Source organism: Nonomuraea sp. NPDC049129, from assembly GCF_040648495.1.
Lineage (GTDB): Bacteria > Actinomycetota > Actinomycetes > Streptosporangiales > Streptosporangiaceae > Nonomuraea.
This window is the reverse complement of the sequence record NZ_JBEZDU010000015.1, coordinates 42,237-56,839: the sequence shown is the minus strand read 5'-3', so window position 1 is coordinate 56,839 and position 14,603 is coordinate 42,237. Positions and strand designations below refer to the sequence as shown.

The 14,603-nt window shown below is 68.6% G+C and carries 16 protein-coding genes and 1 pseudogene; 9 read left to right on the top strand and 8 right to left on the bottom strand.

Annotated features, from left to right (window positions below; translation table 11 throughout):
* Nucleotides 1–5 precede the first annotated feature (5 nt).
* The 3 genes from AB0B64_RS37615 (at nucleotide 6) to AB0B64_RS37605 (ending at nucleotide 2,847) form a co-directional block, all read left to right on the top strand.
* Nucleotides 6–1,094 (top strand): mandelate racemase/muconate lactonizing enzyme family protein, encoded by a 1,089-nt coding sequence (locus tag AB0B64_RS37615; protein ID WP_357956439.1) that lies wholly within the window; start codon nucleotides 6–8, stop codon nucleotides 1,092–1,094.
* A gap of 41 nt (nucleotides 1,095–1,135) precedes the next feature.
* Nucleotides 1,136–1,933, top strand: coding sequence for an AraC family transcriptional regulator (locus AB0B64_RS37610; RefSeq protein ID WP_358183642.1), 798 nt, complete (start codon nucleotides 1,136–1,138; stop codon nucleotides 1,931–1,933).
* Between the two features lie 134 nt (nucleotides 1,934–2,067).
* Nucleotides 2,068–2,847 carry an FAD-dependent monooxygenase gene (locus AB0B64_RS37605; protein WP_358183639.1) on the top strand — a complete coding sequence of 260 codons (780 nt, stop codon included), beginning with the start codon at nucleotides 2,068–2,070 and terminating at the stop codon, nucleotides 2,845–2,847.
* 38 nt (nucleotides 2,848–2,885) lie between these two features.
* Here AB0B64_RS37605 and AB0B64_RS37600 read toward each other — a convergent pair whose 3' ends face one another.
* The gene (locus tag AB0B64_RS37600) at nucleotides 2,886–3,077 is read right to left on the bottom strand and encodes a hypothetical protein (protein WP_357956433.1); all 192 of its coding nucleotides are present in this window, start codon (nucleotides 3,075–3,077) and stop codon (nucleotides 2,886–2,888) included.
* Between the two features lie 96 nt (nucleotides 3,078–3,173).
* On the opposite strand from AB0B64_RS37600, the gene AB0B64_RS37595 reads away from it, so the two are divergent.
* Entirely contained in the window at nucleotides 3,174–3,698 is a 525-nt protein-coding gene (locus AB0B64_RS37595) for a hypothetical protein (RefSeq protein WP_358183636.1), read from the top strand.
* Between the two features lie 144 nt (nucleotides 3,699–3,842).
* On the opposite strand, the gene AB0B64_RS37590 is transcribed toward AB0B64_RS37595, so the two are convergent.
* The 6 genes and pseudogenes from AB0B64_RS37590 to AB0B64_RS37565 all read right to left on the bottom strand — a co-directional run bounded on the left by AB0B64_RS37590 (nucleotide 3,843) and on the right by AB0B64_RS37565 (nucleotide 9,424).
* Nucleotides 3,843–4,529 carry an FCD domain-containing protein gene (locus AB0B64_RS37590; RefSeq protein WP_357956429.1) on the bottom strand — a complete coding sequence of 229 codons (687 nt, stop codon included), beginning with the start codon at nucleotides 4,527–4,529 and terminating at the stop codon, nucleotides 3,843–3,845.
* A gap of 114 nt (nucleotides 4,530–4,643) precedes the next feature.
* Entirely contained in the window at nucleotides 4,644–5,315 is a 672-nt protein-coding gene (locus AB0B64_RS37585) for a tripartite tricarboxylate transporter permease (RefSeq protein WP_358183633.1), read from the bottom strand.
* A pseudogene (locus AB0B64_RS37580) lies at nucleotides 5,275–5,910 on the bottom strand (tripartite tricarboxylate transporter substrate binding protein); the annotation flags it as partial. The gene AB0B64_RS37585 and the pseudogene AB0B64_RS37580, both read right to left, overlap by 41 nt.
* 51 nt (nucleotides 5,911–5,961) lie before the next feature.
* Entirely contained in the window at nucleotides 5,962–7,374 is a 1,413-nt protein-coding gene (locus AB0B64_RS37575; RefSeq protein ID WP_358183630.1) for a sulfatase-like hydrolase/transferase, read from the bottom strand.
* Between the two features lie 305 nt (nucleotides 7,375–7,679).
* On the bottom strand, nucleotides 7,680–8,951 hold the full coding sequence (locus AB0B64_RS37570) for an alkyl sulfatase dimerization domain-containing protein (protein ID WP_358183627.1): 1,272 nt from the start codon (nucleotides 8,949–8,951) through the stop codon (nucleotides 7,680–7,682).
* Nucleotides 8,948–9,424: a hypothetical protein gene (locus tag AB0B64_RS37565; protein ID WP_358183624.1), complete on the bottom strand. Its 477-nt coding sequence runs from the start codon at nucleotides 9,422–9,424 to the stop codon at nucleotides 8,948–8,950. The genes AB0B64_RS37570 and AB0B64_RS37565 overlap by 4 nt, the downstream gene beginning before the upstream one ends.
* Before the next feature lie 12 nt (nucleotides 9,425–9,436).
* Between AB0B64_RS37565 and AB0B64_RS37560 the strand changes: the two genes are divergently transcribed.
* The 5 genes from AB0B64_RS37560 to AB0B64_RS37540 all read left to right on the top strand — a co-directional run bounded on the left by AB0B64_RS37560 (nucleotide 9,437) and on the right by AB0B64_RS37540 (nucleotide 13,033).
* Complete coding sequence (locus tag AB0B64_RS37560; RefSeq protein WP_358183621.1) at nucleotides 9,437–9,652, top strand: hypothetical protein; 216 nt, start codon at nucleotides 9,437–9,439, stop codon at nucleotides 9,650–9,652.
* A 212-nt stretch (nucleotides 9,653–9,864) separates the two neighbouring features.
* Complete coding sequence (locus AB0B64_RS37555) at nucleotides 9,865–10,023, top strand: hypothetical protein (protein ID WP_357956419.1); 159 nt, start codon at nucleotides 9,865–9,867, stop codon at nucleotides 10,021–10,023.
* A 363-nt stretch (nucleotides 10,024–10,386) separates the two neighbouring features.
* Nucleotides 10,387–11,811 carry a rifampin monooxygenase gene (rox, locus tag AB0B64_RS37550; protein WP_357956703.1) on the top strand — a complete coding sequence of 475 codons (1,425 nt, stop codon included), beginning with the start codon at nucleotides 10,387–10,389 and terminating at the stop codon, nucleotides 11,809–11,811.
* Between the two features lie 373 nt (nucleotides 11,812–12,184).
* Entirely contained in the window at nucleotides 12,185–12,307 is a 123-nt protein-coding gene (locus AB0B64_RS37545; protein ID WP_358183619.1) for a hypothetical protein, read from the top strand.
* 264 nt (nucleotides 12,308–12,571) lie between these two features.
* Nucleotides 12,572–13,033 carry a hypothetical protein gene (locus tag AB0B64_RS37540; protein WP_358183616.1) on the top strand — a complete coding sequence of 154 codons (462 nt, stop codon included), beginning with the start codon at nucleotides 12,572–12,574 and terminating at the stop codon, nucleotides 13,031–13,033.
* Between the two features lie 541 nt (nucleotides 13,034–13,574).
* Here AB0B64_RS37540 and AB0B64_RS37535 read toward each other — a convergent pair.
* Entirely contained in the window at nucleotides 13,575–14,570 is a 996-nt protein-coding gene (locus tag AB0B64_RS37535; protein WP_357956415.1) for a winged helix-turn-helix domain-containing protein, read from the bottom strand.
* Between the last annotated feature and the right edge of the window lie 33 nt (nucleotides 14,571–14,603).

The following is a 14,603-nucleotide window of genomic DNA, read 5'->3' as shown; positions in this document are numbered from 1 at the left end:
ATGACATGCCCCGAATCGAACGAATCGACGTCCAGCTGGTCGACCTGCAACCGGCGGCCGTCCGCGTCGACGCGATGCAGTCCTTCGTCAAGCAGGAGACGGTGCTGGTCACCGTGCACACCTCCGACGGGCTGTCCGGCACCGGGTACTCCTACACGATCGGGACCGGCGGGCGGGCCGTGATGTCACTCATCACCGAGCACCTGGTCCCGGCGCTTCTGGGCCGGGACGCCCGGCCGGTCGAGGCGCTGTGGCGGCACATGCTCGACCAGACCCGCGCGACCACCGTCGGAGCCATCACCTCACTGGCGTTCGCCGCCGTCGACACCGCGCTCTGGGACCTGCGCGGCCGCCGTACCGGTGAGTCGCTGTGGCGGATGGCAGGAGGCGCGCACGAGCGGCTGCCCGTCTACGACACCGAGGGCGGCTGGCTGCACCTGCCCGTCGAGGAACTGGTGGACGGCGCGAAGCGGGCGGCCACAGCCGGGCTGCGCGGGGTGAAGGTCAAGGTGGGCAGGCCGTCGCTCGCCGAAGACGCCGATCGCCTCGCGGCCGTCCGCGAGGCGGTGGGACCGGGCTTCGAGGTCATGGTCGACGCCAACCAGGCGTTCACCTCCGCGGAGGCGATCCGGCGCGCCCGGACCTACGAGCCGCTCGGCATCGCCTGGTTCGAGGAGCCGCTGCCGGCCGACGACCTGCACGGACACCGGAGACTGGCGGCCTCCACCTCGGTGCCGGTGGCGGTCGGCGAATCCCTCTACTCCGTCCAGCGGTTCGGCGACTACCTGGCCGCGGGCGCGGTCGGCATCGTGCAGGTCGACGTGGCCCGCATCGGCGGGATCACCCCATGGCTGAAGGTCGCCCACGCCGCCGAGGCGTTCAACGTCGCGGTGAGCCCGCACTTCCTCATGGAACTGCACGTCAGCCTGGCCGCCGCGGTGCCGAACGGGATGTACGTCGAGTACATCCCGCAGTTGCGGGCGATCACCCGCGGCTCTCCGGTGATCGAGGACGGCCAGATGACACCGCCCGACGTCCCCGGCATCGGGATCGACTGGGATCCCGATGCCCTCGACGACCATCGTGTCGCCTGAGCCCCGTCAGCGAGCTCGCCGACGACATAGGCTGGCGATCGATGCCGGAAACCCGCCAGCCTTTCCCGCCTTTCCCGCCGCCCTCGACGTCACCGGTGACGTCACCGCCCAGTGGTGGGGGCTGGCTGCCGCACGGCTACCACCTCGGCACCCACTCTCATACCGAGGGCCAGCTGGTGTACGCGGCCGCCGGCGCCCTGGCCACCACGACGGCGCGCGGGACCTGGGTCGCCCCGGCCAACCGGGCGACCTGGACGCCGCCCGGCTTCGATCACTCCCATCGCTTCTACGGCAGGACCGACATCCGGCTCGTCACCATCCCGGCCGGCCTGTGCGACGCGCTCGTGGCACACCCCAGCGTGTTCGCGGTAAGCCCCCTGCTGCGAGAGGCCCTCCTGGCGCTGACCGAACGGCGGGCGCCGCGCCCCGGCGCCTACGAACGGCTGCGCGCGGTGGTGATCGACGAGCTCGCCGAGACCCCGGAGCAGTCCCTGCACCTGCCCGAACCGCGCGACGACCGGCTGCGTGCCGTCACCGATCTCCTGCACGCCGATCCCGGCCGCACCGCGACCCTGACCGAGCTGGGCCGGACCGTGGGAGCGAGCGAGCGCACCTTGAGCCGCCTGTTCCATACCGAGCTGGGCATGAGCTTCCACCGCTGGCGCACCGTCCTGCGTATCCACCACGCCTTGGTCCATCTCACCGACGGCCGGTCTGTCACCGAGACCGCGACGGAGTGCGGGTGGTCCAACCCCTCGAGCTTCATCGAGGCGTTCACCGAGGTCGTCGGCCAGACCCCGGGCCGCTACCAAGCGGATCTGCGCGGCGGCGCGAAGTAACCACTCTGGCCCCGCGTGCACTAAATTGGCGGGTTTCCGGTATTCGGTGGCCATTTTATCGGTGGTCGGCGACCACTGTCGGGTCCCAGAGTGGTGGTCGGCACGCCGCACTCTTCACGGAGGTCCGGAAATACATGGTGGAAACAGGCGAGGACACCGCCGTAGTCATCGTAGGGGCCGGGGTCGCCGGACTTACGCTCGGCAATTTCCTGCTGCGCAACGGCATCGGCTGCGTCGTTCTGGAGAAGCACAGCCGTGAATACGTCGAGCGGCGGCAACGAGCGGGGACCATCGACAGCTGCGGGGTTCGAATGTTCCGTGAATGGGGGCTCGACGAGGTGCTGGAGGGTGACCCCATCTCGCAGGCTGAGGGCGGCTTCTGGATCGACGGTGAAGAACTGCCGATCGAGTTCGAGGAGAACGACGACAACGCCAGTCTCTTCTGCCCTCAGCAGGTACTCGTACGGAACCTCACGGATGTTTTCCGCCGCGACGGCGGAGACCTCCGCTTCGAGGCCGCCGACGTTCGCCTGGAAGACGTCGGCGGCGAGCGTCCCCTTGTGCGTTATCGAGACGCCGCCGGTTCGACGAAGGTCGTCAGCTGCGACTTCGTCGCCGGCTGCGACGGCGACCGTGGCGTCAGCAGGGCGGCCATTCCCGCCGGCGCCCTCACTCGCCACTCCCATGAGTACGGGTATGCCTGGCTGAGCGTCCTGGCCGAGGTACCGGCACATCCCCATATCTGGAACTATCAAGCATTCGCCACATGGATTACCGAGACCATGCACAACGCCGGTGACGCCTCCTACGAGGGAGAGTTCCGCAAGCAGATCGCCCGAGCGGAACTGGAACGCCAGTTCACCTCTCCCTCTGCGAACCGCCTCTTCGGCGAACTCGCCGCCGGAGAGAATTAGGCGATGGCCGTGATCGCGGCTTCGAAGGTGGGTGCCCTTCACACCGACGCGGTGAGGAATTGCGTCTGGATCTGGACAGACCGGCCGGCCATGGGGAGTTCGAAGTGGTGGACCGCCGTCACCTCGTCGCCGTCCTCGTAACGGCGTTCGAGAAGGTCTCGTGCTTGGAGCCCGCGCAGGACACTCCAGACGTTGCCGAAAAACGCAATATGCGTGACAAAAAATGACATTCGCTCTTTTAGGCAACAATAAGCATTTCTCGGAGGCAGATGCCCAGTAATGATGAGCCGTGATGTCCCCCCAACATCGATTCGACAGGAGCGCCGATGAGAAGACTGCTGACCGCCATCGTCGTCGCGGCGGCCGCCGTCCTGTGTCTTTCTCCCTCTCCGGCAGAAGGATCGGCGCGGATGCTCGGCCCCAGCTCGAACGTCTGCGCGAACGCCCCCATCCCCACCGGCTCGATGCCGACGGCCTACTTCGACTGGTACCAGTGTGGCCAGCCCGGCACCATCTACTACAACGCGAAAACCCTCCAGGTCATCAGCGACACCGCCGCCGGTGGCACGGTGACCACCTGCATCACGCCTCCGCCCCCGGCCGGGTTCTATGCCACGGCGCTGTCCTACTCCTTCAACTGCGAAATCAGCAAGACTCCCAACGGCGTCCTCAATAACCAGCAGACCCTCACCAACATCAACGGTCTGCCCTCCGGCCGCACCCTCATCATCTGCGGCGTCCAATCGGCGCCGCCCGGCTGGACCGTCGTCGCCGTCGTACAGACCTACCTGTGCGTGTACCCCCGAGGCGGCGGGATCGGCGACAACGCCGTATCGATCCGCAAGCTCTGAGCCCCCACGCGGTCACCGAGCCTGACACCCCAGCCCAGGAGGTGTCAGGCTCGGATCATCCAGCAGTTCAATGCCGGCGCCTACCTCCACTCGTGGAACTGTGCGTGCTGCTCGCGTCGCGCTCGAGAGATGCGCCGAGGCTCTCTACAGCAGTCTCAACGCGCTGCGGACATCGCTGAGGAGGGTCGTCATCGCCCGCTCGGCGGCGTCCGGGTCTCCGGCGCAGATGGCTTCCATGACGGCCTCGTGATAGCCGATGGTCTCGGGGACGGGGTAGTCGGAGCGGCCGTGAGTCGGTGACTCCCTGAGGACTTCCGCGATCGGATCGGCGAGGGCGGTGTACATCCCGTTGCCGGAGGCGCCGAGGATGATCCGGTGGAACTCGATGTCCGCGGCGAGGTAGCGCATCGGCCGGTGCGTCGTGCCGTAGCGGCGCATGTCCTGCGCGGCGGCACGGAGTGCGGCGCGCTCGTCGGCGGAGGCCCGCAGGGTGGCCAGGTGCGCCGCGATCGGCTCGATGCCAAGGCGCAGCTCCGTGAGAGAGCGAAGCTGGGCGGCGCGGTGCTTGCTGTCCAGGCGCCAGCGGATCACCCGGGTGTCGTAGACGTTCCACTGCTGCTCAGGCGAGATGCAGATGCCGGTGCGGCGCTGTGAGGTGACCATGCGCAGCGATTCCAGGATGCGCATGCACTCACGCGCCACCCCTCTGGAGACGGAGTATCGCTGTTGCAGGCTCTCCAGGGTGAGGACGGATCCGGCGGGCAGTTCTCCGCTGACGATGTCCGAACCCAGTGCGTCGAGAACCGCCGAATGGAGAGTCGCAGCCGACATACGATCACCCTACTCGTCACCGGGACGGCCATTCGCCGTCCCGCCTTGGGGCCGGGTCGTTCGGACGACGTCGCGCCAGGGACGCGTGCCGGGCGGAGCGGGTACGGTCACTGGTCAGTTCTCCGCTTCGAGGGTCCTGCGGCGCTGACGGACCAAGGGCAGCGCCGTACTGATGAGGACAAGTATCGTCAGGGCGAGCAGTACGACGGCCGTCGGCGAGGAGGCGAAGATGCCGAAGCCGCCGTCGGAGAGCACCAGCGACCGGCGGAAGTTGGTCTCGAAGATCGGGCCCAGGATGAAGGCCAGCACGATCGGCGCGGGCGGGACGCCGATGCTCCGCAGGAGATAGCCGGCCAGGCCGGCGGCCACCATGACGGCGACGTCGAAGGTGTTGCCGTTGATGGTGTACGCGCCGACGATGAGGATCGCCACGGTGAGCGTGGACATCACGGCGGGCGGGATCTTCGCGATCCGTACGAAGACCGGCAGCAGCGGGATGTTCATGACGAGCAGGATCAGGTTGCCGACCACCATGGAACCCACCACGCCCCAGAAGATGTCCGGGTGGTCGGAGATCAAGGTCGGCCCCGGGGTGACGCCCTGGATCAGCAGTGCGCCGAAGATGACGGCGAGCACGCCGTTGGGCGGGAATCCGAGTGTGAGCAGCGGGATGAAGCTGGAGATGCTGGCGGCGTTGTTGGCGGTCTCCGGCCCGGACCTCGCCTGACTGCACGCGGGGGAGTACGACCGCGGCGTCGGCCGACAGGTAACCGGCCTGCACCTCACCGGAGAGCACGGCCGTCATGGTGCCGCCGTTGCCGTCGAAGGGCACCGGCGTGAGCTTCAGCCCGGTGGAGCCGATCAGCGCGCCGGCGGAGATGCCCGGGACGCTTGTCTTGCCCGGGATCCCGAGCTTGACGGCGCCGGTCTTGGCGGCCGCGAAAAGGTCCTTCGCCGTCTTGAAGGGGGAGGCCTTCGGCACCACGAGGACGACCGGCGCCGTGCCGATCATCCCCACCGGCCGGAAGCTGTCGACGGTGTAGCCGACGTCGCCTTCCAGAATGGGCGGCAGGACGGCGTTGGCCGCGGTGGTCGACACGAGCGTGTAGCCGTCGGCCTTCGCGCGGGCGAACACGCCGTTGCCGACGGCGCCGGATCCGCCCTCGCGGTTCTCGACCACGATGGTGGCCTTGAGCTGCTGTTCCAGGCAGGGTGCCAGCACGCGCGTGGACAGATCGGTGGACGACCCCGCCGGGACGGGGACGATGATGGAGATCGATTGCGAGGGATAGCCGGAGGAGGACGGGGCCTCGGTCAGGGAACAGCTCGTGACGAGCAGCAGTCCGGCCGACGCGGCGGCCGGGATGGTGCGCAACCTCATGGTGCGGATCTTTCTCGAGGTCGCCCGCGCCGGGGGAGGGCGCGGGCTCGGTCATTTTGATACGCCGGGTGGGAACACGTGGGTGTCGTGGTCCGGGATGCGCGGCAGCCATTCGGCGCTCCAGCGCTGTTCGATGCCGTCGCGCCAGCTCGTGGCCGCCGCGGTCAGCTCGGCCACAAGGTCCGGGTGGTCGGCGGCCCGGTTCACCGTCTCGCCGGGGTCGTCGGCGAGATCGGCGAGGAACACCGGCTCGGCCGGGGGCAGGCCCTCTTCGAGCTGGCCGTCCAGGACGAGCTTCCATCGGCCGCGCCGGGTCGCCGTCTGCACGCCCTGCTCCCAGAACAGGTGCTCGTGCGGCGATCGGGCGCCGTCGGTGAGCACGGGCAGCACGTCGTGGCCGTCGCACTCGTACTTCTCCGGCTCCCCGCCCGCCACGGCGAGCACGGTGGGGAACACGTCCATGGCGGCCAGTGGCTCCTCCACCACCTGCCCCGCGGGGATCACGCCCGGCCAGCTCACGATGCCCGGTACCCGAATGCCGCCCTCGAAGAGGCTGAACTTGTGGCCCTTCAGCCCGCCGGAACTGCTGGCGCGGTACGGGGTCTGGCTGCCGTCCATCCAGTTGCGGATCTCGCGGGACGGCCCGTTGTCGGACATGTAGAGCACAAGCGTGTTGTCCAGCACGCCTTGGCGATCCAGCTCGTCCATGACCGCGCCGACGGCGTCGTCCAGCGCGCTGATCATCGCCGCCATGATCATCTGATCCCATGGCAGGTGCGCGAAGCGTTCCTTGTACTTCGCCGGCGCGTGCAGGGGGTAGTGGGGGGCGTTGAACGGGACGTACAGGAAGAACGGCGACCGCGCCGCGGCGGCCTCGCGCACCGCGCGCGTCGCGCGGTCGGCCACCAGGTCGGTGAGGTACTCACCGTCGAGGTAGATCTCGCTCCCGTTCTCCCAGAGGTCGTGCAGCGGCGTGCCGAAATAGGTCTCGCCGTTCATGCTCACCCGGCGGTTGTTCGGGCTGTAGTGAATGTGCGAGTAGTAGTCCACAGCCCCGGCCAGGTGCCCGAACGTCCGGTCGAACCCGTGGGCCTCCGGCCGTGATTCCGGGGTCAGGCCCAGGTGCCACTTCCCGACCAGTTCGGTGTGGTAACCGACCTCTCGGAGTGCGCTCGCGAGCGTCGGCACGTCCTGGCTCAGGCCCGGCGTCGTCCGATACCCCTGCAGAATCGACCGTACGCCCGCGTTCCCCGGATATCGGCCGCTGAGCAGGGCCGCCCGCGAGGGTGAGCAGACCGGCGAGTTCGAGTACCAGTTGGTCAGCAAGGCGCCCGAGGCCGCCAGCGCGTCCAATCGCGGCGTTCGCACCGTGGGTGATCCCATGCACGACAGGTCGCCATAGCCGTGGTCGTCTCCGACGAAGATCACCACGTTCGGCCGGTCAGGTCCCGGGCTCACAGCCATCGATCCGTACTCCCCATCCCTCGCGATTAGTCGGGAAAGGTAGCATCTTCCTGTGAAAGGTACAATCTTTGGCGCTCGAAGGGTGGAGGCCAGGGCCTTGTCCAAGTGGTTGTCGCGGACGGTGCCAAGGAACAGATGCTGCTCCTGGGTGACCAGCGCGACGACTGAACCGATCGGAGCAGCTCGACGACCGGCGGCGTGCGAAAACCCGGACCAGGATCAGGCTCGCCGCCACGACCCCAGGCATCGTTTTCGCCGAGCTGGATGTCCAGCTCGGCGTTCCGGGCAGCCAACCTCGTCGCGAGCTAGGTAATCGCACCAGGGCCGTTCAGGATGTCCCGCGATTCGGTCTCGGCCCAGCTGAAGATGCCGATCGACATGGTGCTGCGCTCCTGGGCGGCGCGGAGCGCGTAGACCTCGGCGCGGGCGGTGTGGACGGCCTTGTCCTCCGGGGCGGCGTCGCCGGCGAGCTGGGCGAGGTGGCAGGCCAGCCGGTGCTCGCCGGCGCGGGACAGTTCCAGTGCGCGGTCGGCGAGGACCTGGGCGCCGCCGGCGAGCGCGGCGAGTTCGGTGGCGAGGGCGGCGTCGGTGGCGGGCTTGAGGTGAGCGGGGTTGCCGTCGTACCAGCCGGCGAACTGGCGCCATACGTTGCGGACGATGAATTCCGGCTCGTCGTAGAGCGGCTGGAGGTAATGCAGCGCGGCCAGATCGTCCGGCACCCGCACCCGGTGCAGGGTCTCGACCAGTGTCGCGCCGTCGTTGAGGCAAGCGAGCGTCTGGTCGACGAGGGTCTCCAGGTAGCGGGCGGTGTTCTCTAGGGCCTCGCGTACGTGATCGGCGCCAACGACGGGGATGCCGTGGCTGCCGAGCATCAGCTCGGCGTCGAGCGAGGCCATCCAGCGCAGGGCGGCGGCCCAGTCGACGGGGTAGCGCTGCACCTTCTGCGGGTTGCCGGCGTTCGGGGCGACGCCGAGGAACAGGTCGCCGGGGAAGAGGATCCGCTGCCGGGGGAGCCAGCCGACCACGTGGTCGTCTGTCTCGCCCCGGTGGTGGGTGAGTTCGAGGCGGAGGCCACCGGCCTCGACCACATAGGTGTCGGAGAAGGTGACGTCCGGTTCCCGGTATTCGGCCGGCCAGACGAGGTCTGGGATGCGGAACTGGCGGCGGTTGATGATCGTGTTGTAGCCCTGTGTGTCGGCGTAGCGCCGGAAGCGCGCGAGTACGTTGTCGTGCGCGATCACCTGCGGGCGAGGCACGCCGCGGGCATCGGCGGCGGCGTCGAAGGGGCCGAGTCCGCCGACGTGGTCGACGTGACCGTGGGAGTAGACGGCGTGGGTGACCGGCCCGGAGTCCCACGCGGTCACCCGCTCGTGCAGCTTGTCGGCGAGCAGCTTGACGCCGGTGTCGAAGAGTACGACTCCGTGCTCGTGCCGGAGGGCGAAGGCGTGCCCGAAGCCGGGCACCATCAGCACCCCGTCGGCGACCTCCTCGGCGGCACTCAAGGTGGATGCCACTATGGAGGTCGGCTCGCGCCGGCCCCACATCTCATCGGCCAGCTTGAGAATCGAGGAGGTCATGACGGGTCCTTTCTACAGCGGCTTTCGGGCGTGACAGTCACCACTTGATGATCGCGGTGCGGCGCCAGCGGCGTACAGGCCCGGCGTCCGACCACGACGGTTAAGGCGGTCATCGCCAGCAGCGACGGCCTGCTGAACAGCGCGCTGACCAGCGTGAGCCCGGCGAGTGAGTTCGCCGCGTAGAGGTAGCCGAGCGGCACGAGGTGGCTCACCCACAGCACGAACCTGCCCACGGTCAGGCGGACGTGGCGGCGCCGGACGGCCAGATCGCCGGCCGTCCGGGACGGCTCTATCCCGGCCTTGCGGCAGACGGCTTCGGTATGACGACGGCCCGGAGTCGCCGCGGTGCCTGCGGATCGCGCCCGCCCTTCCCGAGCCCGATCGCGCCCGCCCTTCCCGAGCCCGGATCGCGCCGGACCCGGCGTGCTGGTGAGCCACAGCGACGACGCCGCCCACGTCACACCGCCGTTCATCGACCCGGGCCTGTGCGCCGGGCTCCGCGCCGCGCACGACCTCGCCTGGAAGCCGGCCGCGCGGCCGTCCCCGACGCCCTGCCATCGGCCTGGCTGACCGTCGATCCGGAGGGCGGCGAGGGCGAACGGTTCCTCGCACGCTGGCTGCGGAACGCCGGCGTCGCCTGGGTCAGCGTCGACCCCGACCGCGTGATCAAGGCCGCGGGACCGTCCGGGGCACTGCGGTGAGTAACGGGCTCGCCCTGGCTACAAGGCGGAACTACTCGACGCGGCGATCGCCGAGGCGCTCGAGACCCACGCCGCCTGGCTGGAGAGGCTGCTCGCCGACGTCGACGAGCCCGCTGAGGTCTTCGCGACGTCGATGCGGCTCACCGGCCGGCTCGTCCGCACCGCCCCCGGCTGGCGCAGGTGATGATGCCGCGGGCTGCCTGATCGCCACGATGCACCCCTGCGCCACCGACCCGAAGGCCTCGGTCGACGACGTCGCCGACCAGACCGTGCTCAACGTCCTTCGGATGTTCGGCATGGACGAATCGGAGGCCCGCCGCATCGTGGCACTGCGGCTCCCGGCCGACGAGCCTCCGTCCGGGTCGATCTGAGCGTGACCGGGCCAGCCGGGCCGCCACACCGGATTCGCCCCGCAGCCGCACGGGCCCGTCTGGAGCCGTGATCACGTGGCTGGAAAAGGATTGGACGGGATGATGCTCGGGCTTGTAGCTTGCAGTCGACCGTGACACCGCCCCAGGAGGTGAGACCCATGAACGCTGTATCGATGTGGGTGCTCCCCCTTCCGGTCACGGCCGGCGATTGATGTAGGTGTCGCCGGGAGCGCCTCGACAACAAGGCACTCCCGAAAGGCAACACCTATGCACTTTCCGCAGTTCCCCGCCGAGCCGTCGTCGGACGATACGGTCGAGCGCGACATCTCCGGCCTCCGGTCGCCGGCCTCCGATCGCGCGCCCATGTTCGACGTGATCATTGCCGGGTGCGGCCCAACTGGCGCGATGCTGGCCGCCGAACTGCGCCTGCACGATGTGCGGGTACTCGTTCTGGAGAAGGAAACCGAGCCCAAGTCGTTCGTCCGCATAGTCGGTCTGCATATTCGCAGTCTCGAGCTGATGGCAATGCGCGGACTGCTGGATCGCATGCTCGAACACGGAAGACAGCGTCCGGCCGGCGGCTTCTTCGCCGCCATCCCCAAACCCGCGCCCAAGGGCCTGGATTCCGCGTACGCCTATCTGCTGGGTATCCCGCAGCCGGTCATAGAGCGTCTGCTTGAAGAACACGCGATCGAACTGGGTGCGCAGGTTCGGCGCGGTTGCGCGGTGGCCGATCTCGAGCAGGACGACGAGGGGGTGACCGTCGAGCTGGCGGACGGCGAACGCCTGCGTTCGCGCTATCTCATCGGCTGTGACGGCGGGCGCAGTACGGTGCGCAAACTGCTCGGCGTCGGCTTCCCCGGCGAGCCCTCACGGACCGAGACGCTGATGGGCGAGATGGAAGTAGGCGTGCCGCAGGAGGAGATCACCGCCAAGGTGGCGCAACTCCAAGACACCCATAAGCCATTCTGGCTCAGGCCCTTCGGCCAGGGCGTCTACAGCGTCGTCGTCCCCGCCGCGGGAGTCAGCGACCGCGCGGAACCGCCCACCCTCGACGATTTCCAACAACAGCTGCGCGCCATCGCCGGAACCGATTTCGGCGTGCACTCCCCGCGCTGGTTGTCCCGCTTCGGGGATGCCACCCGGCTGGCCGAACGGTATCGGGTCGGACGGGTGCTCCTGGCCGGCGACGCGGCACACATCCATCCACCCACCGGCGGACAAGGCCTCAACCTGGGCGTCCAGGACGCAGTCAACCTCGGCTGGAAACTGGCCGCCCAGATCCGCGGTTGGGCACCGGAAACACTGCTGGACACCTACCAGACCGAACGTCATCCGGTCGCCGAGGACGTGCTGGACAACACCCGCGCCCAGATGGAACTGCATTCCACCGAACCGGGCCCGCAGGCCGTGCGCAGGCTGCTCACCGAACTCATGGACTTCGACGAGGTGAACCGCCATCTGATCGAGAAGATCACCGCGATCGGCATCCGCTACGACTTCGGCGCGGGCCCCAACCTGCTCGGCCGCCGCCTGCGCGACATCGACGTGAAACAGGGCCACCTGTACGGTCTGCTGCACCGCGGCCGCGGCCTGCTGCTGGACCGCACCGAACGCCTGACCGTCGGCGGCTGGTCGGACCGGGTCGACTACCTCGCGGATCCCACTGCGGCACTGGATGTCCCGTGCGTCCTGCTACGCCCCGACGGCCACGTCGCCTGGATCGGCGACGATCAGCAGGACCTGGACGACCACCTCTCCCGCTGGTTCGGCAAGCCCGCCGACTGATTCGGCCTGAGCAACCGAAAAGGGCCCCGTAGGGAGGATCGGAACGGCCAGTAGCGACTGACCATCGGGCAGCATCAGCCGTGGTGCTCTGACGCCAGGGTCGGCCTGCGAGGAGGGTTGGCCTCCGAGTGACGACCGGAAGACGCCGGACTGGCCGCGCTGCTCGAGCGGGGCTGGCGGACGCGGTTCGTAGCCACCCGGGTCGTCGCGGCAGCCTGCCCCCGCTCTTGTTCCACTTGTCCCAAAAATCTACTTTGTAAAGGCGCCGGAGCGACGCAAAAACCCAAACACATAATCGAATAAATACCCAACTTAAATCGGCAAGGTCACGCTGCGCCTCACACTGGTCGTCGGGGCAGGCAACACGCTGGCCATGCCGTACGTCCCGGTGCCCACCTACCTGATGATCGTCGCGGTGGCGGCGGCCCTCGCTCTGCTCGCCACCGCGCTTCCTGCCTGTCTCGCCCATGGCCCCGCGTCCGGCCGAGGCCATTAGCGCGAGGGGGTTCCAGGCGTTCATCAGCGGGACCAGCTCTTTCGCGTTGTTCGGAATCCGTAGTAGCGGGAGAAGCAGACATTCTGTAGACATTTTGTAGATGCCGAATAGACGGGCCTGTCACCTTTCATGTGGCCCCTGAGGTGGTAAAACAGCACAGTTGCGGCGAGTGCGGATTTTTACGCAGAACAGCGGCAGGAAACCTCCTACGTTCATGTCCGTCCGGAACGACTACTGGACATCACGACTAATCAGGAGGACGGAATGCGAAAGATTCGCAGCATTCTCGCCGGGGGCGCCGTCGTCGGCTCTCTGGCAGCGGGTCTGGCCCTCGCGCCGGCCGCGAACGCCGCGACCACCGGGGTGGCGGCGACCACGGCGACCGCGACAGTTGCCACTTCGAACGGCTTCCGGTGGTACTCGGGCTTCGGCCGGGGCGAGGACCGGGGCGACCGCAGCTACATCAAGGGGGAATGGCACCGCGATCGGTCCGGTGACGTCGTCTTCGTCTTCGCCATTGTGATCGTGGACGGGGACGACGACTACAACTGGGTCCGCTTCAAGTGGCAGGACGACGACGGCGACTGGCACTACCGCTGGGTCAAGGCCTTCGAGGGGCGCCGCTACTCCTACCGGTTCGACCGGGACGACTACCGCAATCTCCGCATCGGGCTCTACGGGAGCGAGAGCCGGGGCGGCGACTTCGGAGGCTGGCACAAGTTCTAGCCACCGCTGCACCCGAGGCCGTCCGTCTCCCCTGCGGGGGAACGGACGGCCTTTCCCTTGGTGTAGGGGCCTGTTCCGTCAAGACGGGTTGGCCGCTGTGAAGATCTTGCCCGCCACACCGGTGCCCTAAGTCAACGGCATCGCAGCCCTACCAAGGGACGATCTCGCCATGGCGATCCAGGAAACGCAGGCCAGGGCTGCCGGCCTGCGCCTCGAGGACGTCGACGACGGCTGGGATGCACCGCACGGCTGACGGCATCGTGTCTCGCATGCCCGGCGCGAACTCTCAGCCCCGCAGGGCGCGCACTGGCCCCGTGTGCGACGAGGCCGCACGTCCAGGGCAGTGGTCTCGCCGACCGCGATCTCCAGGGTTCGACGTCTGAGGGTGAGGCCGGCGGTTGCGTACAGCCGACGACCCCACGGAGCGCGTCGGGGATGGGCTGCTCACCCTAACCACCGGGTGGGTGGCCGACCGGTATGGGGGCAGAACCACGGCGGACCAGCTGAACTGACCTCGGAGCGCCCTGAGCAGTGACGCACCCTACTCGGTCAGGTCGTGGCGGTGGCCGTTGAGGAGGGCGGTGCCCAGATGGGTGGCGGAGTGGAGCACCGTCTGACCGTGACGCTGGCTCGTCGCCAGCCCGGCTTCGCGCAGGGTCGTGACCTGGCGGCTGGCGGTGGAGGGAAGGACGCGCAGTTGCCGCGCCAGCTCGGACGTCGTGCACGCGCCGGCAGCGACGGCCTCCAGTACCCGGGCGCGGGTGAGTCCGAGCAGGTCGGCCAAGGTCTGCGGCGGATCGCCGCCCACGCCGTGCGCCCACGCCGGGTCATGCTCGATGGGATAGACCAGAACCGGCGGAAGCTCCGGATCGCGCAAGGTGACGGGGGCCTGGCGGCAGAAGAAGGACGGCTGCAGGATCAGCCCGCGTCCCTCCAAATGGATGTCGTGCTCGGCCGGGTAGGCCAATTCCAGCACCGGGTACGACCAGCGCGCCGACGGGTGCAACGTGGCGAACACCGCCTCCCAGCCGCCCTCCGACAGCAGGCGGGAGCGGCGTGTCCGGTCCTTGCCGACCTCCACCCGGATCTGGGACCAGTACGGCGACAGGCACGCTTGGAAGTAGGCGCCGGTCGCCGTCGCGACGGCTTCCACCTCCTGCGTACCGCCGGCCGCCAGGCCGTGGGTCCAGGAGGGCAGCCGGGTGGTGGAGTGCCTGTGCGACAGCTCCGCCAAGTCGGCGCGCAGCCGGTGACGCGGCGTGCGGCGCAGGCTCTCCATGCCGGCCTCCAGCGAGCCGGACTCCGTTCGCGGGGTGAGGAAGTCGACGGTGTAGCCGCGGGGCGGCGCGAGGGTGGTCAGCCGCCCGGTGAGCGACGGCACGCGGCGGAGGGTGCGTCGCTTCCACTCGCCGTAGACCACGCTGTGCTCGCGGCGACGTAGCCGGTTCAGGCTGAGCATCAGCTCCCACATCGTGTCGGGTTCCCGGGCGATCCGGGTCCGCGCCAGATCGGCGCCGGTGAAGTGGATGCGCAGCACGCTCGTCAATCCTTCCGGGAGAGACCATGTACG

Coding starts and splice junctions, on each gene's coding strand:
- AB0B64_RS37570 (WP_358183627.1), bottom strand. CDS start 8,951: ATGACCTCCTCGATTCTCAAGCTGGCCGATGAGATGTGGGGCCGGCGC.
- AB0B64_RS37545 (WP_358183619.1), top strand. CDS start 12,185: ATGCCGTACGTCCCGGTGCCCACCTACCTGATGATCGTCGCGGTGGCG.
- AB0B64_RS37555 (WP_357956419.1), top strand. CDS start 9,865: ATGCACCCCTGCGCCACCGACCCGAAGGCCTCGGTCGACGACGTCGCC.
- AB0B64_RS37595 (WP_358183636.1), top strand. CDS start 3,174: ATGAGAAGACTGCTGACCGCCATCGTCGTCGCGGCGGCCGCCGTCCTG.
- rox (WP_357956703.1), top strand. CDS start 10,387: ATGTTCGACGTGATCATTGCCGGGTGCGGCCCAACTGGCGCGATGCTG.
- AB0B64_RS37590 (WP_357956429.1), bottom strand. CDS start 4,529: ATGTCGGCTGCGACTCTCCATTCGGCGGTTCTCGACGCACTGGGTTCG.
- AB0B64_RS37615 (WP_357956439.1), top strand. CDS start 6: ATGCCCCGAATCGAACGAATCGACGTCCAGCTGGTCGACCTGCAACCG.
- AB0B64_RS37605 (WP_358183639.1), top strand. CDS start 2,068: ATGGTGGAAACAGGCGAGGACACCGCCGTAGTCATCGTAGGGGCCGGG.
- AB0B64_RS37575 (WP_358183630.1), bottom strand. CDS start 7,374: ATGGCTGTGAGCCCGGGACCTGACCGGCCGAACGTGGTGATCTTCGTC.
- AB0B64_RS37610 (WP_358183642.1), top strand. CDS start 1,136: ATGCCGGAAACCCGCCAGCCTTTCCCGCCTTTCCCGCCGCCCTCGACG.
- AB0B64_RS37600 (WP_357956433.1), bottom strand. CDS start 3,077: ATGTCATTTTTTGTCACGCATATTGCGTTTTTCGGCAACGTCTGGAGT.
- AB0B64_RS37565 (WP_358183624.1), bottom strand. CDS start 9,424: ATGAACGGCGGTGTGACGTGGGCGGCGTCGTCGCTGTGGCTCACCAGC.
- AB0B64_RS37540 (WP_358183616.1), top strand. CDS start 12,572: ATGCGAAAGATTCGCAGCATTCTCGCCGGGGGCGCCGTCGTCGGCTCT.